At 67.8% G+C, this 19,117-nt stretch carries 10 protein-coding genes; 9 read left to right on the top strand and 1 reads right to left on the bottom strand.

The window, feature by feature from the left end; all coding sequences use genetic code 11:
• The first annotated feature begins 85 nt into the window (after positions 1–85).
• Genes AB0H00_RS06970 through AB0H00_RS06930 form a run of 9 tightly spaced genes read left to right on the top strand, consistent with a single transcriptional unit; the run spans position 86 to position 18,570 of the window.
• The gene (locus AB0H00_RS06970; protein ID WP_357262006.1) at positions 86–3,934 is read left to right on the top strand and encodes an amino acid adenylation domain-containing protein; all 3,849 of its coding nucleotides are present in this window, start codon (positions 86–88) and stop codon (positions 3,932–3,934) included.
• Positions 3,921–4,409 (top strand): OsmC family protein, encoded by a 489-nt coding sequence (locus tag AB0H00_RS06965; protein WP_357262003.1) that lies wholly within the window; start codon positions 3,921–3,923, stop codon positions 4,407–4,409. Before AB0H00_RS06970 ends, AB0H00_RS06965 begins: the two co-directional genes overlap by 14 nt.
• The gene (locus AB0H00_RS06960) at positions 4,406–11,680 is read left to right on the top strand and encodes a condensation domain-containing protein (protein WP_357262000.1); all 7,275 of its coding nucleotides are present in this window, start codon (positions 4,406–4,408) and stop codon (positions 11,678–11,680) included. The genes AB0H00_RS06965 and AB0H00_RS06960 overlap by 4 nt, the downstream gene beginning before the upstream one ends.
• Positions 11,677–12,450, top strand: a complete 774-nt coding sequence (locus AB0H00_RS06955; protein WP_357261997.1) for a class I SAM-dependent methyltransferase — start codon at positions 11,677–11,679, stop codon at positions 12,448–12,450. Before AB0H00_RS06960 ends, AB0H00_RS06955 begins: the two co-directional genes overlap by 4 nt.
• 14 nt (positions 12,451–12,464) lie before the next feature.
• Positions 12,465–13,691, top strand: a complete 1,227-nt coding sequence (hsaA, locus tag AB0H00_RS06950; protein ID WP_357261994.1) for a 3-hydroxy-9,10-secoandrosta-1,3,5(10)-triene-9,17-dione monooxygenase oxygenase subunit — start codon at positions 12,465–12,467, stop codon at positions 13,689–13,691.
• Positions 13,688–15,049 (top strand): class I SAM-dependent methyltransferase, encoded by a 1,362-nt coding sequence (locus tag AB0H00_RS06945; protein WP_357261991.1) that lies wholly within the window; start codon positions 13,688–13,690, stop codon positions 15,047–15,049. Before hsaA ends, AB0H00_RS06945 begins: the two co-directional genes overlap by 4 nt.
• The gene (locus tag AB0H00_RS06940) at positions 15,046–16,449 is read left to right on the top strand and encodes an FAD-binding oxidoreductase (RefSeq protein ID WP_357261988.1); all 1,404 of its coding nucleotides are present in this window, start codon (positions 15,046–15,048) and stop codon (positions 16,447–16,449) included. Before AB0H00_RS06945 ends, AB0H00_RS06940 begins: the two co-directional genes overlap by 4 nt.
• Entirely contained in the window at positions 16,439–17,569 is a 1,131-nt protein-coding gene (locus tag AB0H00_RS06935; protein WP_357261985.1) for a class I SAM-dependent methyltransferase, read from the top strand. Before AB0H00_RS06940 ends, AB0H00_RS06935 begins: the two co-directional genes overlap by 11 nt.
• A gap of 14 nt (positions 17,570–17,583) precedes the next feature.
• Positions 17,584–18,570, top strand: a complete 987-nt coding sequence (locus tag AB0H00_RS06930; RefSeq protein WP_357261982.1) for a MaoC/PaaZ C-terminal domain-containing protein — start codon at positions 17,584–17,586, stop codon at positions 18,568–18,570.
• Between the two features lie 173 nt (positions 18,571–18,743).
• On the opposite strand, the gene AB0H00_RS06925 is transcribed toward AB0H00_RS06930, so the two are convergent.
• Positions 18,744–19,043 carry a hypothetical protein gene (locus AB0H00_RS06925; RefSeq protein WP_357261979.1) on the bottom strand — a complete coding sequence of 100 codons (300 nt, stop codon included), beginning with the start codon at positions 19,041–19,043 and terminating at the stop codon, positions 18,744–18,746.
• Between the last annotated feature and the right edge of the window lie 74 nt (positions 19,044–19,117).

The following is a 19,117-nucleotide window of genomic DNA, read 5'->3' as shown; positions in this document are numbered from 1 at the left end:
CCCAGCCAACCGCCCGCCAATTTATTGATAATGATAGTCATTCCCATTAAGCTAGGCTTGTTTGGTTCCTGGAGCAAGGGTGGAGATGGCGACAACAGCAGACGAGGTTCAACGGTGCGTCTGTACCGTGCTCACGATTCAAGAGCCGGAACTGGTTTCGGATCGGCCGCTGCAGGAGCTAGGGATGGACTCGTTCCTCGCGGTCCGGCTGCACCTGCGCTTGGCGGAGCGAACGGGGGTGCGGGTGCCGTTGGAGGCATTCGTCGGCATCACCCTCGACTCGCTGATCGTCGAGGTCGAGAAGCGCCTCGGTGCAACACCTTCCGGCACACCGAGTGAACCAGCGGCAAACCGTGTGAACGCATCCGCACTGAGTGGTGACGCACCTGCGGAAGCGGAGCTGACTCCGATCCAGGCGTCCTACTGGGTCGGCCGCGAAACGGACATGCCGCTGGGCGGTGTGGCCACGTTCTACTATTTCGAATTCGACCGCAGGACAACAGAATTCGTTGCAGCAGATGGGACAGCCGAAATCGCCGTTCTGGAGGAGGCGTGGAACAGACTCGTCGTCCACCACGACATGTTGAGGGCGACGGTCACCGACGACGGCATGCAGCGCGTGGAACCGCCGGGTGTCCGCTACACCATCGGCGTGACCGACTTGCGTCGACAGCCGGAGAACGTGGACCGAGTGCTGGCCGAGTTGCGCCGGGAGAAGTCGCATCAGGTGCGTGAAACCACGCTCTGGCCGCTGTTCGACATTCACGCCGCGGTACTGCCGGATGAGAGTCTGCGGCTGTTCGTGGGTTTCGACATCATCGTGCTGGACATGGCGAGCTGGATCCTGTTGATGCGGCAGTGGGGTGAGCTCGTCGCCGATCTGGCCGCCGAGCCGGCACCGACCGCGTCGTTTCTGAGCATTCTTCATGCGCGGCAGGCTGATTCGGAGCGGCGGGAGCGCGACCACGAATACTGGGATGCGCGGGCGGCCACGCTGCCGCCGGGCCCGAGACTGCCGTACGCGGTGGCGCCGGAGCAGGTCCGCACACCGCGCTTCCGGCGGCATGAGGAACGGCTCGATGCGGAGCACTGGTCGGCGCTCACCGCACGGGCGGCGGCACGCGGCCTGAGCCCCACCGCGGTGCTGCTGGCGGCATTCGGGCTGACCCTGACCCGGTGGGGTGCGACGGAACCGTTCTGCCTGAACACGACCTTGTTCGACCGGCCGGACTGGACAGCGGACCATCCCGATGTGGTGGGGGATTTCAGCACCACCGCACTGGTCGAGATGCCCGCCGTCGATCTGCGGTCACTGCGCGGGTTCGCCGACTTCGCGACGCAGGTCAACAGCCAGTTCTGGGCCGATCTCGAGCATCGTTCGTACAGCGGGGTCGAGGTGCAGCGGTCCCAGGCCGGCGATCTCGCGCCGCGCTACCCGGTGGTGTTCACCAGCGGTGTCGGGTTGGGTCAGGCGGGTGGTCCGGCCGCGGGCTGGCTGGGGGCCGAGGTGTTCGGAGTGTCGCAAACCCCGCAGGTGGTGCTCGATCACATCGTGTGGGACGAATCCGGTGCGCTGCGCATTGCTTGGGATGCCGTGGAGGAAGTCTTCTCGCCCGGGTTCGTCGAGCACATGCTCGCGGCCTCCCTGCGACTGTTGCACCGCCTCGCCACAGAGGACACCGCCTGGGGCACCATGGATCTGGGGTGGAATCCCCACTTCGAGCCGGTGGCGGAAGTACCGGCGCCGATGGGTATCGATCCGGGGCCGCGGCTGACGGATCCGCAGCTGCTTGCTGTGGACACCCACGGACAGGCACCCGCACTGGTGGACTCGAAACGCTCATTCACCCACGTCGAACTGCTGGCGCGTTCGCGTTCCATCGCCGCGGAGCTGACCGCGGCCGGGGTCGGGCCTGGCGATCGTGTCGGGGTGGCCATGCCGAAGTCGAGCGAGCAGATCGTCGCGGCCTACGGAGTGCTGTGGGCCGGTGCCGCTTTCGTTCCCATCGAACCGGAGTGGCCCACCGCCCGTATCGAATCGGTGTGTCGGCGCGCCGGTATAGGCCACGCTCTGGTGACAGCGGACGCCAAGGATTGTCTGCCACATCACGTAATCGCGCACTCGGTGCACCAGCTGGCAGGAATCGACGAGGCGGCGATCGGCGAACCGGTCCGTGCCGGGGCGGACGAGCTGGCCTACATTATCTTCACCTCCGGTTCGACGGGTGAGCCGAAAGGCGTTGCCATCGAACACCGGGCTGCACGCACCACGATCGACGACATCAACGACAGATTCGGCATAGGCCCCGACGATCGGGTTCTCGCGTTGTCCGCGTTGAGTTTCGACCTGTCGATCTACGACATGTTCGGGCTGCTCGGTGTGGGTGGCGCGGTGGTGGTTCCCGACGCAGCTCGGCAGCGTGACCCCGGACACTGGTGCGATCTCATCGCAGAGCATCGGGTGACGGTGTGGAATACCGCTCCGGCCGTGGCGGAAATGCTGGTGGAATACGCCGAGGCGGATCCGGCAGCCGTGGCTCAGCTGCGGTCGCTGCGGGTGATGCTGCTATCGGGGGACTGGATTCCGCTCACGCTGCCCGACCGGTTGCGTGCGCTGATCGGCGATGTCCAGGTGATCAGTCTGGGCGGTGCGACCGAAGCGGCGATCTGGTCGATCTGCTATCCGATCCACGAAGTGGCGCCCGAGTGGACGAGCATCCCGTACGGGCGCGCGCTGCGCGACCAGTTCTTCCTGGTGCTGGATGACGAGGGCCGGCCATGTCCGATCGGATCGCCCGGTGAGCTGCACATCGGCGGCGCGGGCTTGGCGCGTGGCTATGTCGGCGACCAGGAGCAGACTGCGCAGCGGTTCATCCGGCACGAGTATCTGGGTCATCGGCTGTATCGGACCGGTGATCTGGGCCGGTGGCGACCTGACGGAACCATCGAATTCCTCGGCCGCGCCGACCGCCAGGTCAAGATCCGCGGACACCGCATCGAACTCGGCGAGATCGAAGCGGTGATCGCCAGGCTGCCCGGCATACGCCGGTGTGTGGCGGCAGCCGTGCCGGGAGCCGACGAGCGGCCGCGGCTGGTGGCTTATCTTGTCGCTGGGTCGACCGCCCCGGAGCCCGCGGAACTCACTGCCTACGCAGCGCGGCACCTGCCGCAGTACATGGTGCCGTCACACTGGGTGGCGCTCGACGCGATCCCGCTCACACCCAACGGCAAGGTGGATGTTTCCCGGCTGCCGAATCCGTTCCGACGCGGCACACCCGCACAACCGGCTCCGGGGACCGCGGCGCCCGTAGCAGGCAATGGTGCGCCGAGCGCCGACCGGGAGGACACGGCCTGGTTGGCGCCGGCGGCGAGGATGGCGCACGAACACGGACTGGCGATGACCGTTCGGCTGGAACCCGCGGCAGCCGCCACCTCCGATACGCCCAACGCGTTGTCCCGTCTACTCCTTGCGGCGGCCGCCACCCACGGCATACAAGCGACCGAGAATATCTGTCCCAGAACAGGGCTCATGGAAGTGACGTTCGAGCTCGTCGATGCGGCACCACCACTCGCCGAGGGCGCGCATCCGGATATCGAGCGCGCGGTCACCGCGGTCTTCGCCGAACTCCTCGGATCCGATATCAGTCCGAGCGCACCGTTCTACGACCTGGGTTCGACCTCCCTGACTCTGGTCCGGGCACATCGTCGATTGCGCCATCTGACTCCGGCGCTGACCGTGCCCGACATCTTCCGCCATGGGTCGGTGCGCCGGCTCGCCGCGTGGATCGCCCGGCTGTCCGCTGCCTCCGATCCGGCGCACACCCGCACCGAAACCCCCGATGCCGACATCGATATCGCGAACGCCGCCGCGCGGGGACGACGCCGACGCAACTCCCACCCGAAAGCGAGGCACACATCGCATGTCGCTCACTGACAGCGTTCAACGGATCCAAGTGGCCCTGCGTGGCCGCGACGACCGGCGACAGCGGTTCGCCGCGCGCACCGAACACCGGACGGCCACCGAGGTGAGTGTGCGGATCAACGGCCACAGCCTCGTAGTCGACGAACCGAAAGCGGCGGGCGGCGGCGATACGGGCCCCGATCCGATCGGACTCGCCCTCGCGGCGCTGGGCACCTGCCAGGTGATCACCTACCAGTTCCACGCGGCGCGTCTGGGCGTCGAAATCGACTCACTCACCGTGGATGTCAACGCCCTGCTGGATATGAGCCCCGTCTTCGGCCTCGACGACGCCCAGCCGGGTGAGATCCGGATGCGTGCGCGAGTGAGCGGCCCCGAAAACCCCTCCCGCTACCGGGAATTGCAGCAGCTCGTCGAGAAGTCCTGCCCTGTGCTGGCCATGATGCGCGGCGAGATGCCGGTGCAGTCGGAAGTGGAGATCGCGTCGTGAGCGACACCAATACCATCGCAATCGTCGGTATGGCATGCCAGTTTCCCGGCGCGCCCGACCTGGCGGCATTCTGGGATCTGATCGCCGCGGGGCGCGAGGGAATGAGCGGATTCGGTGATGCCGAACTGGCTGACCGCGGCGTGCCCGCTGCCTTGCGCCAGCACCGTAACTATGTGCCGGTCGGCGGGATCATCGACGGGCAGGACCGCTTCGATCCCGACCACTTCGGATTCACCCCGACCGAGGCGGCGCTGCTCGACCCGCAGCTGCGGCTGCTGTTGGAGTGCGCGTGGAATGCGTTGGGCGACGCCGGGCACGGCGGCGGCGCGGGACTCGGCACGGTGGGTGTGTTCAGCGGCGCATCGCACAGCGACTACCTGGACAAGAACCTCGCGCGGTATCGACGGGAGGCGGACCACGACCCGATGGGCCATCTGCAGGCCACGATGGGCGCGATCACCGATTACTTCCCCCAGCAGATCGCCTATCGGCTCGGTCTGACCGGTCCCGCGGTGGCGGTGCAGGCCACCTGCGCCACCTCACTGGTCGCCGTGCATATGGCGGCGCAGTCGCTGCTGCTCGGCGAATGCGACTCCGCCCTGGCGGGCGGGGTATCGCTGATCGTGCCGCAGGGCCGCGGCTACCTGCATGTGCCGGACTCCATCTTCTCCGCGGACGGCCATACCCGTGCGTTCGGCGCCGACGGCTCGGGGATGGTGCACAGCCAAGGTGTCGGCGTGGTGGTGCTGCGGCGGCTGGACGAGGCCCTCGCCGACGGGGATCCGATCTACGCGGTGCTGCGCGGCAGTGCGGTGAACCACGACGGAGCGGGCAAAGCCGGATTCACCGCGCCATCGGCGACCGGTCAGGCGCGCGTGGTAGCCGAAGCGCTGGCCGTCGCCGATGTGGATGTCGACGCGGTCGGTCTGATCGAAGCACACGGCACCGCGACAGCGCTCGGTGACCAGATCGAATTGTCCGCGCTCGCCGCGGTATTCGGTAAACGCTCGGCACCAGAGCCGATCGCGCTCAGCTCGGTGAAGAGCAATATCGGCCACACCAACACCGCCGCCGGTATCGCCTCGCTGATCAAAACGTCGCTGGCGCTGCGGCACCAGCGCATCCCGGCGACATTGCACGCCGACCCGGCCCATCCCGAACTGGCACAGCACCGCGGCCTGTTAGAGGTCCCCGACCGGACCCGTGCCTGGCCGGAACACCAGGGCACCAGGATCGCGGGCGTCAGCTCGTTCGGGATCGGCGGCACGAACTGCCACGTCGTGCTCGAACAATCGACCGCCGCGACGCCGGCCGCCCCCGATCGCCGTGCGCAACTGCTGGTGATGTCAGGCGCCGAAGAACAAGCCTGCCGATCCCAGCTCGACTTGGCCGCCGCGACCGTGGACGAGCGCAACCGCGCCGACTACGCCTACACCGCGCTGCGGGCAGCGCATCGCGACAGCGGTTGGCGCGCCGCGGCGATCCTGCCGGAAAACGGCGGCGCGCCGCGACAGGTGACATCCAGGAAGCTGCCTGCGCGCCGGCCGGCCGTCGTCTTCGCCTTCCCCGGCGCGGGTGCGCAGTACCCCGGCATGGGCGCGGGCCTCTACCGCGATGAACCGGTGTTCGCCGCAGCGGTTGACGAATGCGCCGCAGCGATGCAACCGCTACTGGGCTACGACATTCGAGACATCATCACCGGCAGCGCACCACACCGCGACGCAGACGACGTGCGCTACGGTCAGCCCGCGTTGTTCGCGGTATCGCTCGCCACCGCGATGACCCTGCGCGGTTTCGGGATCGAGCCGGATGGGGTGCTGGGGCACAGTTTGGGCGAATACGCGGCGGCGGTGGTGGCCGGCATGCTGAGCGCCTCCGATGCGGCGCGCCTGGTGGCGGTCCGCTCGCTCGCCCTGGCCGATGCGGCGCCCGGCGCGATGCTGGCGGTCGCGTCAAGTGAGCCGCAGGTGGCAGACCTGCTCACCGATCATCCGTCGGTGACATTGGCCGCGATCAACGCCACCGACTCCTACGTGGTGTCCGGCCCCGCTGTCGCCATCGATGAACTCGCGGCCGCGCTGGCACACAAGGAAGTTGGGACCAGTAGGCTGCGGATCGACGCGGCGCTGCACTCCCCTGCCGTCGAGGATGCCGTTGCGGCGCTGCGGGAAGTGGCGGCGAGCGTGCCGACGGCACCGGCCGCGTTGCCCCTGTACAGCACGCTCACCGGGCAGGCCGTCGATACTGTGGACGCCGAGCACTGGGCGCGCCATCTGCGCGAGCCGGTGCGTTTCGCCGCGGCGTTGCACACCGCCGTGACAACGCGGCCGACGACGCTCGTCCAGGTCGGCCCGGGTGGCACGCTGGCCTCACTGGCTCGACGGAATGCACCGTCCGGCCTTGCGGCAGCGCTGAGCACGCTACCGGACGCCGACGAGATCGCCGCGCTCCCTGTCGATACCCCACCACCGGACCGTGGTGCACTGCTGGCCGCCATCGGGCAGCTGTGGTGCGACGGTGCGGAACTCGCTCCCGATGCCTTGCACCGCCGACGGCAGCGCGTGCGACTGCCCGGATACCCGTTCCACCGCCGACGGTTCTGGATCGATCCGCCGGCTGATTCGGAACTCTCCGCTGCCGAGACTCTTTCGTCGGACGGGGCCGTCGCGTCCCGAACCATGGAACCGCCGCTGTCGGATCCCGTCCCTTCCGCCGTGCCGTCTGGGGATACCGGGTCCGCGACACGCGACGAACAGAGCGTGGCGGCACTGTGGAGTGAGCTTCTCGGACGTCCGGTGAACGATCCGGAAGACGACTTCTTCGCCCTCGGCGGCAGCTCCATGCAGGCGACCCGGATGCTGGACATCCTCAATGCTCGTGAAGAAACGGATATCCGTCTGCGAGAACTGCTCGCCAGCCCGACCCTGTCCGCCTTCGCCGAGCTGCTGTCGCAGCGGCGGACGCCAACCGATCACCCAGATCCCACATTGCGGCCGACCGAACCCGAGTACGGCCGCCCGAATGAATTCCCGAACGATTCAGCACCATCCGATGTCGAGCGCGAGGGCCTCGGCGCCGACACCGCCGTTACGCCCGAGGACGGCGCCGCGAACACACCTGCCCCCGAGGCCGAACTCGAGGTTCTCGACGCAGGCGCTCCCGGCTCTTTTCCGCTCACCCGTGTACAGCACGCCTACTGGGTGGGACGCTCCGGCGCATTCGGGCTCAGTGATACCGCCTGCCACATCTACCTCGAATATGACTGCGGCAGCATCGATCTCGACCGCTACCAGCAGGCGTGGAATCGGGTGATCCAGCGGCACGACATGCTGCGCGCGGTCGTCGGCGACGACGGCCGCAACCATGTGCTCGACACGGTGCCCGAGTACCGGATCCGCCGCCACGACCTCACCGATATGGCGGCCGAGCAGCGCGAGGAGACGCTCGCCGAGCTGCGACGCCAGCTCTCCCACCGGGTGCACCGGCCCGACCGCTGGCCGCTGTTCGACGTCCGGGCCGCCGCGCTCGACGACTCCACCGTGCGCCTGTTCTTCGGGATCGACGCGCTGATCTGCGATGCGGGCAGCTTCCTCGTGCTCGATCGGGACCTACGGCGCAGCTACCACGATCCAGCGGCTCCGTTGCCACCGGTGCGTACTGGATTCGCCGACTATGTGGCACACCTGGCGACCCGCGCCGATTCCCTGGACCGGCGTCGGAGCGTCGACTACTGGCAGCAGCGGATGCAGCGGATTCCCGGCCCGCCGACACTGCCGACCCGCACCCGGACCCAGACACGGCCGTGGTTCGCCCGGCGCAGCGGAGAGCTCTCTGCGCCGGAGTGGGCGGCGCTGCGCCGACTGGCAGCCGAACACGGCGTAACACCGTCAGCCGTATTGCTCACCGCCTACGCCGATGTGCTGGCAGCGTGGTCGGGCGACGACCGGTTCTCGGTCATGCTGACGCTGATCGACCGCCCGGTGGCGCTACCCGGAATCGACGACGTGGTCGGTGATTTCACCACACTACTGGCGCACGAGGTGGATCGAACCGACAGTGATTCGTTCGCCGAACGGGTCGGGCGGACGCAGCGGCAGCTGTTCGACGACATCGATCATCGCGACTACTCGGCGCTCGAACTGCTCTCCGAGATGTCCAGCAGCACCGGGCAACGACAGTTGCTACCAGTCGTGTTCACCAGCGCCCTGGACGCGGCGGAATTAACCGGCGCGGAACCGGATCTGGAGTGGGCGGGACGAATCGTGCACGGCGTCAGCCAAACCCCGCAACTGTGGCTCGATCATCAGGCGTTCATGCAGGCGGGGGCACTCCAATTGCAATGGGACGTGCTCGAAACCGTGCTCGATCCGGACGGCGCCGACACCGCATTCGCCGCCTACGTGGCCTGGTTACGGCAGCTCGTGCACGATCCGGACGCCTGGCGCGCCGACAACACCGGCCCACGGCTGACCGCCCCGGGCGAAGACGTGACGGCCGCCGTCGCCGCGATCTGGACCCAGGTCCTCGGCGTCGACACAGCAACTGTCCAACCGGATTCGACCTTCGTCGGCCTCGGCGGCGACTCGGTGCTGGCCGTGCGCATGGCCACCATGGTCCGCGGTCGCCTCGGCGTCGCGGTTCCGGTAGTCGATCTGGTCGGCGACCTGACGCTGGCGCAACTGGCGGACACCATCGCCGAGCGGCGCGGCGAATCGACGGCGGTTCGCGGTTCGGAGCTGGTACGGCAGGAAGACCCCACCGCGCCCTTCCCGCTCACTCCGTTGCAGCAGGCCTATTGGGTCGGCCAGCAGGATGGTTGGGCGCTCAGCTACAGCTCCGCGCACAACTACGTCGACTTCCGGCTGGCCGGCATCGACCCGACGGCCGTGCAGGCCGCCGTACGCCGGCAGGTGCAGCGCCAACCCATGCTTCGCGCGGTATTCCTGGCCGACGGGGTACAGCAGGTGCTGGCCGAGGATGATCCGCGGCTGGCGGTCCTGCCGATCACCGAACTCGACCTGCGCGCCGCGAGCGTCGGCGATATCGACCGAACCCTCGCCGACACTCGCGCCGAGATGCGAAGCACCGGTCCCGGAATGGACCCGTGGCCGTTCCGCATCACCGCCGTTCGTCTCCCCGGTGACGAACTGAGCCTGCACATCGTGTGCAGTCTGCTGGTCGCCGACGGCTGGTCGGTGCAGCTGATGTTCACCGAGCTGTTCACCTACCTCGATGAGCCGAATACGGTGCTGCCGCCGCTGACCGCCCACTTCGGCGACTACGTCGAAACCATCAACCGACAGCGCCACGAACCCGAATGGCTGGCCCAGCGCGACTGGTGGTGGGAGCGTCTCGACGAGTTGCCCACCGCACCCGCACTGCCGCTGGCCATCCCGTTCGAGCAGGCCCGCCCCGATGCCATGGAGCGCCGAGAGCTGCGAGTGTCCGGTGAGCGTATGACGGTGCTGCGGGAGCGCTGCGCCGAATACGGCATCACACCGACCACTATGTTCGCCACCTGTTATTCGGCCGCGCTGGCGCGGATGGCCGGGCACCGCCGGTTCCTGCTGAACGTGCTCTACCTCAACCGCCTGCACCTGCCCGCGGACCTCGATCACGCCATCGGCCCATACGCGGGCACCGTCCTGATGGATGTCGCCCTCCCCGCCGCGCCCACCTTCGTCGCCGCGGCCCGGCACGTGCAGGAGGCGACCGGCCGCATGCTCGACCACGGCCAGGTCACCGGTGTGGAGGTCGTGCGCGAACTCGGCCGCCGCCGCCGAGACACCTCTCCGCAAGCACCGGTGGTGTTCCACAGCACCCTCGGTCTGCATCCACCGGGCGGCACCCCGGCGGCGGTGCGGGTGAGCGATTTCTATCAGCGGCTGCGCACCCCGCAGGTCGCGTTGGATATGCAGGTCTTCCAATGGGATTGGGATGATTCGGTGGTGGTCAACCTGGACGCCGTGGCCGAACTGTTTTCCGCCGGCGTGCTCGATGACCTGTTCGCCGATATCAGCGCCGGAATCGACGCGCTTGTAGAGCGGCCCGAGGCGTGGTCGGAGCTCGTGACGCTGCCCGCGCCGGAGCTGCCCGACCGACACGGATCCGGACGTGCGCCCACAGCCGTGTCCGGACCGCCCACCACCGCGACCGAGAAGGCGATCGCCGACTTGTGGGCGGACATGCTGGAAACAGACCCGACCGACTTCGATCGGGCGGCGGATTTCTTCGCCGGCGGCGGTGATTCGGTGATAGCGATCCGGATGCTGCGACGACTGCGCACCGAACTCGGGCTGATCGTGACACCGCGAGACTTCCTCGCCGACCCCACCCTGGCCGCCATCGCCGCAACGGCGGACACGGCGGCCGGAGACGGGGACGCCGACTGCGCTGTCACCCTCCGCGACGGCACCGGGGACCCGCTGTTCATGCTGCATCCCACCGGCGGTGACGTGCTCTGCTATGTCGAGCTGGCGCGCAAGCTGGACACTCGGCGACCCGTGATCGGCATCCAGGACCCCGCCCTGGGCCGTGACGGCGGCTCGGGTAGCACGGCCGAACAGCCGGCAAGCATCGCCGACCTCGCCCGCCGCTACGAACGGGTGCTGCGCGCCCAGCAGCCGCGCGGCCCCTATTACCTCGGCGGCTGGTCGATGGGCGGCATCGTCGCCCACGAGGTGGCCCGGCGGCTGCGCGCCGCGGGCGAGGAGGTTGCGGTGCTGGCGCTGATCGACGCCAATATCGCCGATCGCATTCGCCACACCGCCGACGGTCGCGAATTCTGGTCGCGCTATCTCGGCTCACTGGAGGCATTTCTGGAGATCGACCTCGAATCCCATTCGTTGGACGCGGCATTCGATCGATTGTCCGAGTCACAACAACATGACGAGGTGACACGCCGGTTGACCGCCGCGGGGTTGGCGGTGGGCGGCGATCCGGAGACGCTGCGGCACCGGGCAGACGTCTTCCGGCGGCACCTGCGCGCCCTCGGCGACCACCGCACCGGTCTGCTGGACGACGTTGCGGAAACGCTGCTTGTCCGGGCGAGTCTGCTCTCGCCCCGCAACTCCGGAGTCGGGATGGGTGTGGACGACTGCGCGGATCTGCCGGATCTGGGATGGGGCGAGCACACCCCCGGGCTCATCACCACACACCAGGTCGAGGCGCACCACTACGCGCTGCTGCGGGAGCCCGCCGTCGACGTCGTGGCGCGGGTGCTGTCGGAGGCAGTGCGCCGTATCGACCTGGCGAACGGAGATCGTCGGTGACCGCGGGATACTCGCACGACCCGCACCCGGATGGTGCCGGAACAGATACCTATACAGCCGCCGCCGCGGAGTTCTACGACCTCATGGCGACCCCCTATATCGCCCAGGTCGAGCCGGTGCTGGCGACTCTGCTGGCCGATGTCGACACGGTCGCCGGACCGGTCATCGACATCGGCGCGGGCACCGGACTGTCGACCGTCGCGATCGCCGACGCTCTGCCCGACGCCGAGATAGTGGCGGTGGAGCCTTCCCCGGCCATGCGCGCGGTCCTGATGTCACGGCTGGCGGCCCGCCGCGATCTGCGCGAGCGGATCACGGTGGTACCGCACGGGTTCCTCGACACCAACCTGCCTGAACGATGCGCCGCCGTAGCGGCCCTGGGGGTGATCGGGCACTTCGACGCCCCCGCTCGGAGAAAAGTGTGGGCGACCATCGCCAACGCGCTCGCACCCGGGGCGAGCGCCGTCATCGAAGTGCAGCGACCCGGACGGGTGGCGGCGGTGTCCGAACGCCGCTACACCCGGGCCCGTGCGGGAGCTCTGCGCTACGAGGGCTGGAGCCGGGCACAGCCAGTGGACGCGGAGTCCTTGGTGTGGCGGATGACTTACCGCACCTATGACGGCGATCGGCTGCTGCAGGAGACCGTCGCCGAGCACCGAGTGTGGCCCGCCGCCTCCGAGCGGCTCACCCGTGAAGCCGAGGCCGCGGGTCTGCTGCCCGCGTCCGCCGACGCGGACACCGGGCTGCTGCGGTTCACCAAACGACCTTGATGAATGGAGACGCCTTGAGCGACAACAACATTGCGGGACAGGCAGTGCTCGCCGCCATAGCGGAACTGCTACCCGTGCTGCGCGATAGAGTCCGTGACGCCGAACAGGCCCGCCGAATTCCCGCGGAATCCATGACGGCGCTACAGCAGATCGGCTTCTTCAAACTGCTGCAGCCACACCGCTATGGCGGCTACGAGACCCATCCCGTCACCTTCTACACCGCGGTCCAGCAGCTTGCGAGCGCATGCGGCTCCACCGGTTGGGTGGCGTCGGTACTCGGCGTACCGCCCTGGAATGTGGCGCTGTTCGACGTGGCAGCCCAGGACGAGGTGTGGGGAGCCGACGCCGACACCCGCATCTGCTCCTCGTATGCCCTCAGTGGCACGGCCACACCGGTCGACGGCGGCTATCGACTCAGCGGCCGTTGGGGATTCGCCTCCGGATGCGACCACGCCACGTGGGCGCTGCTGGGCGGTCGGGTGGTGGACAACGGCGAAGTCGTGGACTCGTGCACCTTCCTGGTACCGCTCTCCGACTACACGGTCAAGGATGTGTGGGATGCCGTCGGTCTGTGCGGCAGCGGCAGCAACGACCTGATCGTCGAGAACATGTTCGTGCCTGCGCACCGGGCACTGAGTTCGGTGGCGGTGAACAAGTGCGAGACGCCTGGACACGCAGTCAACGACAGTCCGCTGTACCGCATTCCGTTCGGCTCGATTCACACCAGCGCCATCACCGCACCGATTATCGGCATGGCCCGCGGTGCGTATCAAGCACATCTCGACCACCAGCGCCACCGGGTGCGTGCCGCCCTGCCCGGTGAGGCCACCAAGGACAGCGGATTCACCGGCGACCCGTTCCAGAACGACCCGTTCGCCCTGGTGCGTATCGCCGAGGCCGCCAGCGACATCGATGCCGCCTGGCTGCAACTGACCCACAACATCGGCGAGGTCTACGCCAAGGCCGAGGCGGGCCTTCCTATTGCGCCCATCGATCGGTTGCGGGTCCGCCGCGACCAGGTCCGCGGCACCGAGCGGGCAATCACCGCGGTGGATCGGATGTTCGAGAATTCCGGTGGGCGGGCGCTCGCACCCGACTCCACCATTCAGCGGTTCTGGCGTGACGCGCACGCCGGACGAGCGCATGCCGCCAACGATCCGGAGCGGATGTACCGGATGTTCGGCGCGGCCGAACTGTCCGCGCCACAGCGGCCCGTCGCCGCACAGGGGCAGAACTCGTGATCGACGACATGCTGTCCGACCTGAAACGCCACCCGTGGGTCGCGGACGCGCGGTGGGACGCGACGCGGAACACGATCGTAGTGCGGCCGAATGCCGCCGCGATCGCCGTACGGCCCGAGCCCGGGCCGCTACTCGCCGAGCACCTTGCGCATTGGCAGCATGTGTATGAATTCGTCTATACGGCGGGCGAACTTCGCCACGGTGACGACCTCGACTTGTCCGGCTGGCGGGCGTCCGACACCGGAGCGCCGTTCCCCCGGGAGCACATGATCGAGTGGATCGATCATGCGGTCGATCTCGTGCTGCGTGACAAACCCGGGGTGGTGCTCGAAGTGGGGTGTGGCAGCGGTCTACTCGTCCACCGCATCCGCCACCAGGTGCGCAGCTACCTGGGTCTCGACGTGGCCGAGCCCGCCGTAGACCGACTCCGCGCACAGCGGCTGCCGGGTGTTCGGGTGTTGCGGGCGTCCGCGCACGAACTCGCCTCCGCCCCGGTAACGGATTCACTGCGCACCATGGCCGACGCCACGGCTTCCCCACACCGTGTCACCCCCGATTGCATTGTGCTGAACAGCGTCACGCAGTGCTTTCCCAACGAGCGGTACCTCACTGCTGTTCTCGATGACGCGCTGGATCTGGTGTCTCCGGGCGGCACCGTGGTCGTCGGCGACAACCGCAATCTCGCCAACGCACCGGACTATGCGCGCTGGCTCGAATCCGCGCGCCACCCCGGAATTCCTGCGGAAGAGCTCACCACACAGGCGGCCAGCCGGCTCGCGGCCGATGAGGAGCTGCTCTGTGATCCACGGGTTTTCGCCCGCATCGCGCGTCGTCATCGGCGAGATGTTCGTGTCGCGTGCTATGCCAAACCGTTGGGAGCCGACACCGAACTGACCCGGTACCGCTACGACGTGGTCTTCACCGTCGACTCGCCCCCACCGGGACCATGTCGCATCCGCGCATGGGCCGATCTGCCCGGAACGAGTGTCGAGCGGCTGCGGACTCTCGCCACCGAAACGGCGCAGAGCCCCACGCTGATCACCGGTATCCCGAACGCGCTGCTCGACGGCGAGGCCCCCGACGCGGTCACGCCCGCGCAACTCGCGGGCGCCGTACCCGCAGGCTGGGCCGTCCTGCTCGACTCTGCCGACGCCCACCGCCTCGCCGTCGGGCCCCCAGAGCACCACACCGGCCTGGAAGCGGTGTCCGACACCGGCTTAACCGACCGCTGCAACGACCCCTTCACCCGCTTCCTACGCCGCAGGCTGCCCGAAGTCCTCACCGACCACCTGGAGCAGCACATACCCGCCACGCCCGCACCCCGCATCGCGGTATCCGAGGAGCTCACCGCCCCATGACGACAACACTTCCGCTCCAGCATCTGGACGAGCTGCGCGCAGCCTGCCGCGGTCCGGTCCTGATTCCCGGCGACATCGGCTACGACACCGCCCGCCACATGTGGAACGCCGCCGTGGATCCCCGCCCCGCAGCCGGGGTCCGCTGCGCCGATATCGCGGATGTGCGCGCCGCGGTCGACTTCTCGCGGCGTCGCGGACTGCCCGTTTCCCTACGCGGCGGTGGGCACGATGTCGCGCGACATCCAGCGGCAGACGGGTCGATACTGCTGGACCTGTCGCCGCTGGCGAATATCACCGTTGACGCCGCGACCCGCCGTGCCGTGGTCGCGCCGGGCGTGACCTGGGCCGAATTCGATCACGTCTGCCAGGCGCACGGGCTCGCGGTCACCGGAGCCGACGTGTCGACCGTGGGCGTCATCGGCACGGCACTCGTCGGCGGCAGCGGCTGGCTCCAGCGGGCATGCGGTTTCACCTGCGACAACATCCGCTCAGCCGAGATCGTGCTCGCCGACGGCAGCCTGGTGCGCGTCGATGACGACAACCATCCGGATCTACTGTGGGCGTTGCGCGGCGGCGGAGGCAATTTCGGCGTCGTGGTCTCGCTGGAACTCGAGCTGCATCCGATAACGACGGTCTTCGCCGGCACACTGCTCTACCGCTACGACGCGGCCCGCCGGGTGTTCGACGGATTCCGGGAGTTCAGCGCCACCGTCCCAGATGAAGTCGCTCTGCGCACAACCCTGCTGAATTGGCCGCCCAACGCCCCGCAAGGACCGCCCATGGTGGCGATCACCGCGGCCTATCTCGGTCCTGCCGACGACGCCCGCGCCATCTCGAGGCAGCTCCGCCGGATCGGCGAACCCGAACTCGACCTCATGCGTCCACTGAATTACCCTGAGCTGCAACGCAATACGGAGCAGGCATTCAATACCGGCCACAGCACCGCGACCGGAACGGAGTGGCTGCGCACGCTGGACGACCACACCGTCGACGCGCTGATCGCCCTGGGACGGCGCATGCCGACCCAGCATTCCCTGGTCTCGGTGCACCAACTCGGCGGCGCACTGCGGCGCACACCCGCCGACACGACGGCATTCGCCTACCACCACGCCGCCTACCACATGGTCCTGTTCTCCGGCGGCCCCGCGGGTCAAGACCTCGGCCCCTCGCGGCGCTGGATCGCCGAGATCGTCGACACGGTTCAGGAGTGCTCGGCCGGCGGCCCCTACATCGGCATCCTCGACGGGAGCTGTTCGCCGCAGCGGGTACGCAGTGCCTACCACCCCGACGACTACCGGCGACTGGCGGCGATCAAGGCCGCCTACGATCCGGACAACGTCTTCCGCTGCAACCACAATATCCCTCCGGTATCCCTCGGCGGGGGCCGCGATGATCGCTGAACTCGTCACTACTGCCCGCCAGGCGGCCGACGCCGCAATGGCGTCCGAATTCGATGCGCAGCAGTGCCTTTCGGCTCGCGATGACATGGACCTGTTCGGACTACGAGCCATGGCACGAGTGCTGCGCGACGCCTTACCCGAGGGCGCGATGCTCGATGCGGATCAGATCGCCGACCGGCTCCGCGCCGCACCCAGGCATCGATGGCTGCTGCGCCGCTGGCTCACCGAACTGACCGAGCATGGGTGGCTCGATCACGCAGCGGATGGCTACCGGTCGCTGCGCGAGCGCTCCACACCGATCCGCGGCGATCTCGCACAGGTGTGCGCGGATCTGGGGTTCTCCCCCGAACTCGCCCGCTTCTTCGAGCGCGCCAACCGCCAACTACCGCAGCTGCTGGCCGACCGGGTACTCGCGCAGGAGCTGCTATTCCCGAATGGCGACTTCCTCACCGCCGAGGCCGCCTACCGCGACAACCCGGTCAACCGCTACCTCAATGCCGCCGCCCGCGAGATCACCGCGTGGGCGGTGCGGCAGCTTGCCGGCGAGCGAAACACCGTCGCGATCTTGGAGCTCGGGGCGGGTGTCGGCGGCACCACGGCGGATGTCGTGGCCGCGCTGGAGGGTTCGCCCGTCGACTACCACTTCACCGACCTGTCGAACTTCTTCCTCACCGCCGCCCGCGACCGGTTCGCCGCCTATCCATGGATGCGCTACGGCATCGTCGATCTCAACACCGACCTGCCGCAGCAACCACGCTACGACATCGTCCTCGCCGCGAATGTCCTGCACAATGCCCACCACAGTGCCCGAACGCTGCGCCGGCTGCGCGACCTGCTGAGCCCGGGCGGATTCCTGATCTTCATCGAATCCTGCCGCGAACACTGCCAGCTACTCACCTCCATGCACTTCCTGATGTCCGCGCGGCCCGGCGCCACCCTGCCCGGCCGAACCGACATCCGCGCCGAAACCGACCGCATCTTCCTACGCGAACACGAATGGGTCGACCAGCTCACCACCGCCGATCTACCGCCGTTGCTCGTGCTGCCGGATCCGCACCACCCGCTGGCCGTGCACGGCCAGCGGGTATTCGCCGCTCGCAGACCCGCAACCGAACCGTGAAGCCGCCGAAAATCATGGATGACAACCAGCACAGCGCCGATTTCTACCAGGTCGAGCCGGAGACGATCCGCGAATTCGCCCGCGCTGTACAGAATGGCCACCCGGCGCACTGGGACGACGACGCGGCGCATTCTCTCGGATATCCCGGGCTCATCGCATCGGCGACCTTCGCGTCATCGATAGGCGCCATCTCGCAAGGACTGCTGTTCCGAACGGCGACGACGAACCACGCGCCCAGCCAACTCCTGCACCTCGAACAGGAAATCCGCATCCACCGCCCCGTGATCGCGGGCGCCCAGCTCACCTGCCGAGTCGCTGTCGACTCCCACCGCAGAACGGAGAACGGCGACCTCATCGTCCTCACCACCGTCATCGCCGACGGCGACGCGACACCAGTGCAGACCGTACACACCACCCTCTTCGGCCGCTGCGGAATGATCGCCGACCGCGTGCTCGAAGCCACCCGAAACATTGCCGACCAGTCTCTCCCGAATTTTGCACCGCACGATGCGGCCGGCGTCTGGTCAGCAGCCGTGCCTGGACGAGCGCTCTCCCGCAACCGACCTGCCTCACCACGTACGCTCGACATCGGCACCGAGATCCCACCGCGGGTGTATCGGCTCTCCCGTACGGAGTTGATCGACTACGCCCGAGTTTCCGGTGACCACAACCCGATTCACTGGAACGACGAGGTGGCCCACGCGGCGGGGCTGAATGACGTGGTGGCGCACGGCATGCTGACGATGGGGCTCGGCGCCGATTACCTCACCGCCTACCTCGATGATCCGGCGTGCATCGGTGAATACACCGTACAGTTCTCCAGACCGGTCTTCGTCCCCGCCACCGGACGAACCGCCGTGCATTTCACTGGCGCAATCCAGAGAGTCGACCACCGCAACGGCACAGCGGTGGTCGCACTCACTGCGTACTCGAACGGCGAGACCGTCTTCGGCCGCGCCACGGCCACCGTACGACTGGCGCGACCGACGTCCACGCAATAGCCCTGGTCTGCCGCCATCAACTATTGGTCGCGGTGACCGACTGCCGGAAAGCACCGTAGTCTCAGACTCTGAGATTTCACACGGTGGTATGGCAATGGTCGGCGGATGCTGAGCGCCCCAACGAATGACGCCGAATAGTCAGCCCACCAACGGATTGATCGGCGAGGGCGAATTCAGTGTTCGTCGTAGTGGCCGGCGTGGGCGACATGGCGGTGGCCGTCATGGACATAGTCGACGTGGTCGCCGTGCGGAATTGCGACATGCCCACATCCTTCGCCGTGGACGTGGTCGTGAATGTCGTGGGTGGTGTGTCCGGTTGGCTCGCACTCATCGTAGTGATCACCGTGGGCGCGGTGCAGGTGACCGTCGTGCACGTAGTCGACGTGATCGTCGTGAGGGACGGCGACGTGGCCGCAACCGGCGCCATGGGCGTGGTTGTGGCTTTCGTGCTGGGTATGAATCACTGCAGTCATCTACTTCCTCATCCTTTCCCCACTCTTCAGCATGCATATTGTCACATCACCATGTCCGCATGTAAGGGATGGGC

It is taken from the genome of Nocardia sp. NPDC023852, assembly GCF_040639505.1.
Lineage (GTDB): Bacteria > Actinomycetota > Actinomycetes > Mycobacteriales > Mycobacteriaceae > Nocardia.
Note: the sequence above shows the minus strand (reverse complement) of the source record. Positions and strands in the feature narration are given on the sequence as shown.

Excerpts from the sequence above, each read along its gene's own strand:
- AB0H00_RS06970 (WP_357262006.1), top strand. The coding sequence starts at position 86 with ATGGCGACAACAGCAGACGAGGTTCAACGGTGCGTCTGTACCGTGCTC.
- AB0H00_RS06965 (WP_357262003.1), top strand. The coding sequence starts at position 3,921 with ATGTCGCTCACTGACAGCGTTCAACGGATCCAAGTGGCCCTGCGTGGC.
- AB0H00_RS06940 (WP_357261988.1), top strand. The coding sequence starts at position 15,046 with ATGACGACAACACTTCCGCTCCAGCATCTGGACGAGCTGCGCGCAGCC.
- AB0H00_RS06935 (WP_357261985.1), top strand. The coding sequence starts at position 16,439 with ATGATCGCTGAACTCGTCACTACTGCCCGCCAGGCGGCCGACGCCGCA.
- AB0H00_RS06930 (WP_357261982.1), top strand. The coding sequence starts at position 17,584 with ATGGATGACAACCAGCACAGCGCCGATTTCTACCAGGTCGAGCCGGAG.
- AB0H00_RS06925 (WP_357261979.1), bottom strand. The coding sequence starts at position 19,043 with ATGACTGCAGTGATTCATACCCAGCACGAAAGCCACAACCACGCCCAT.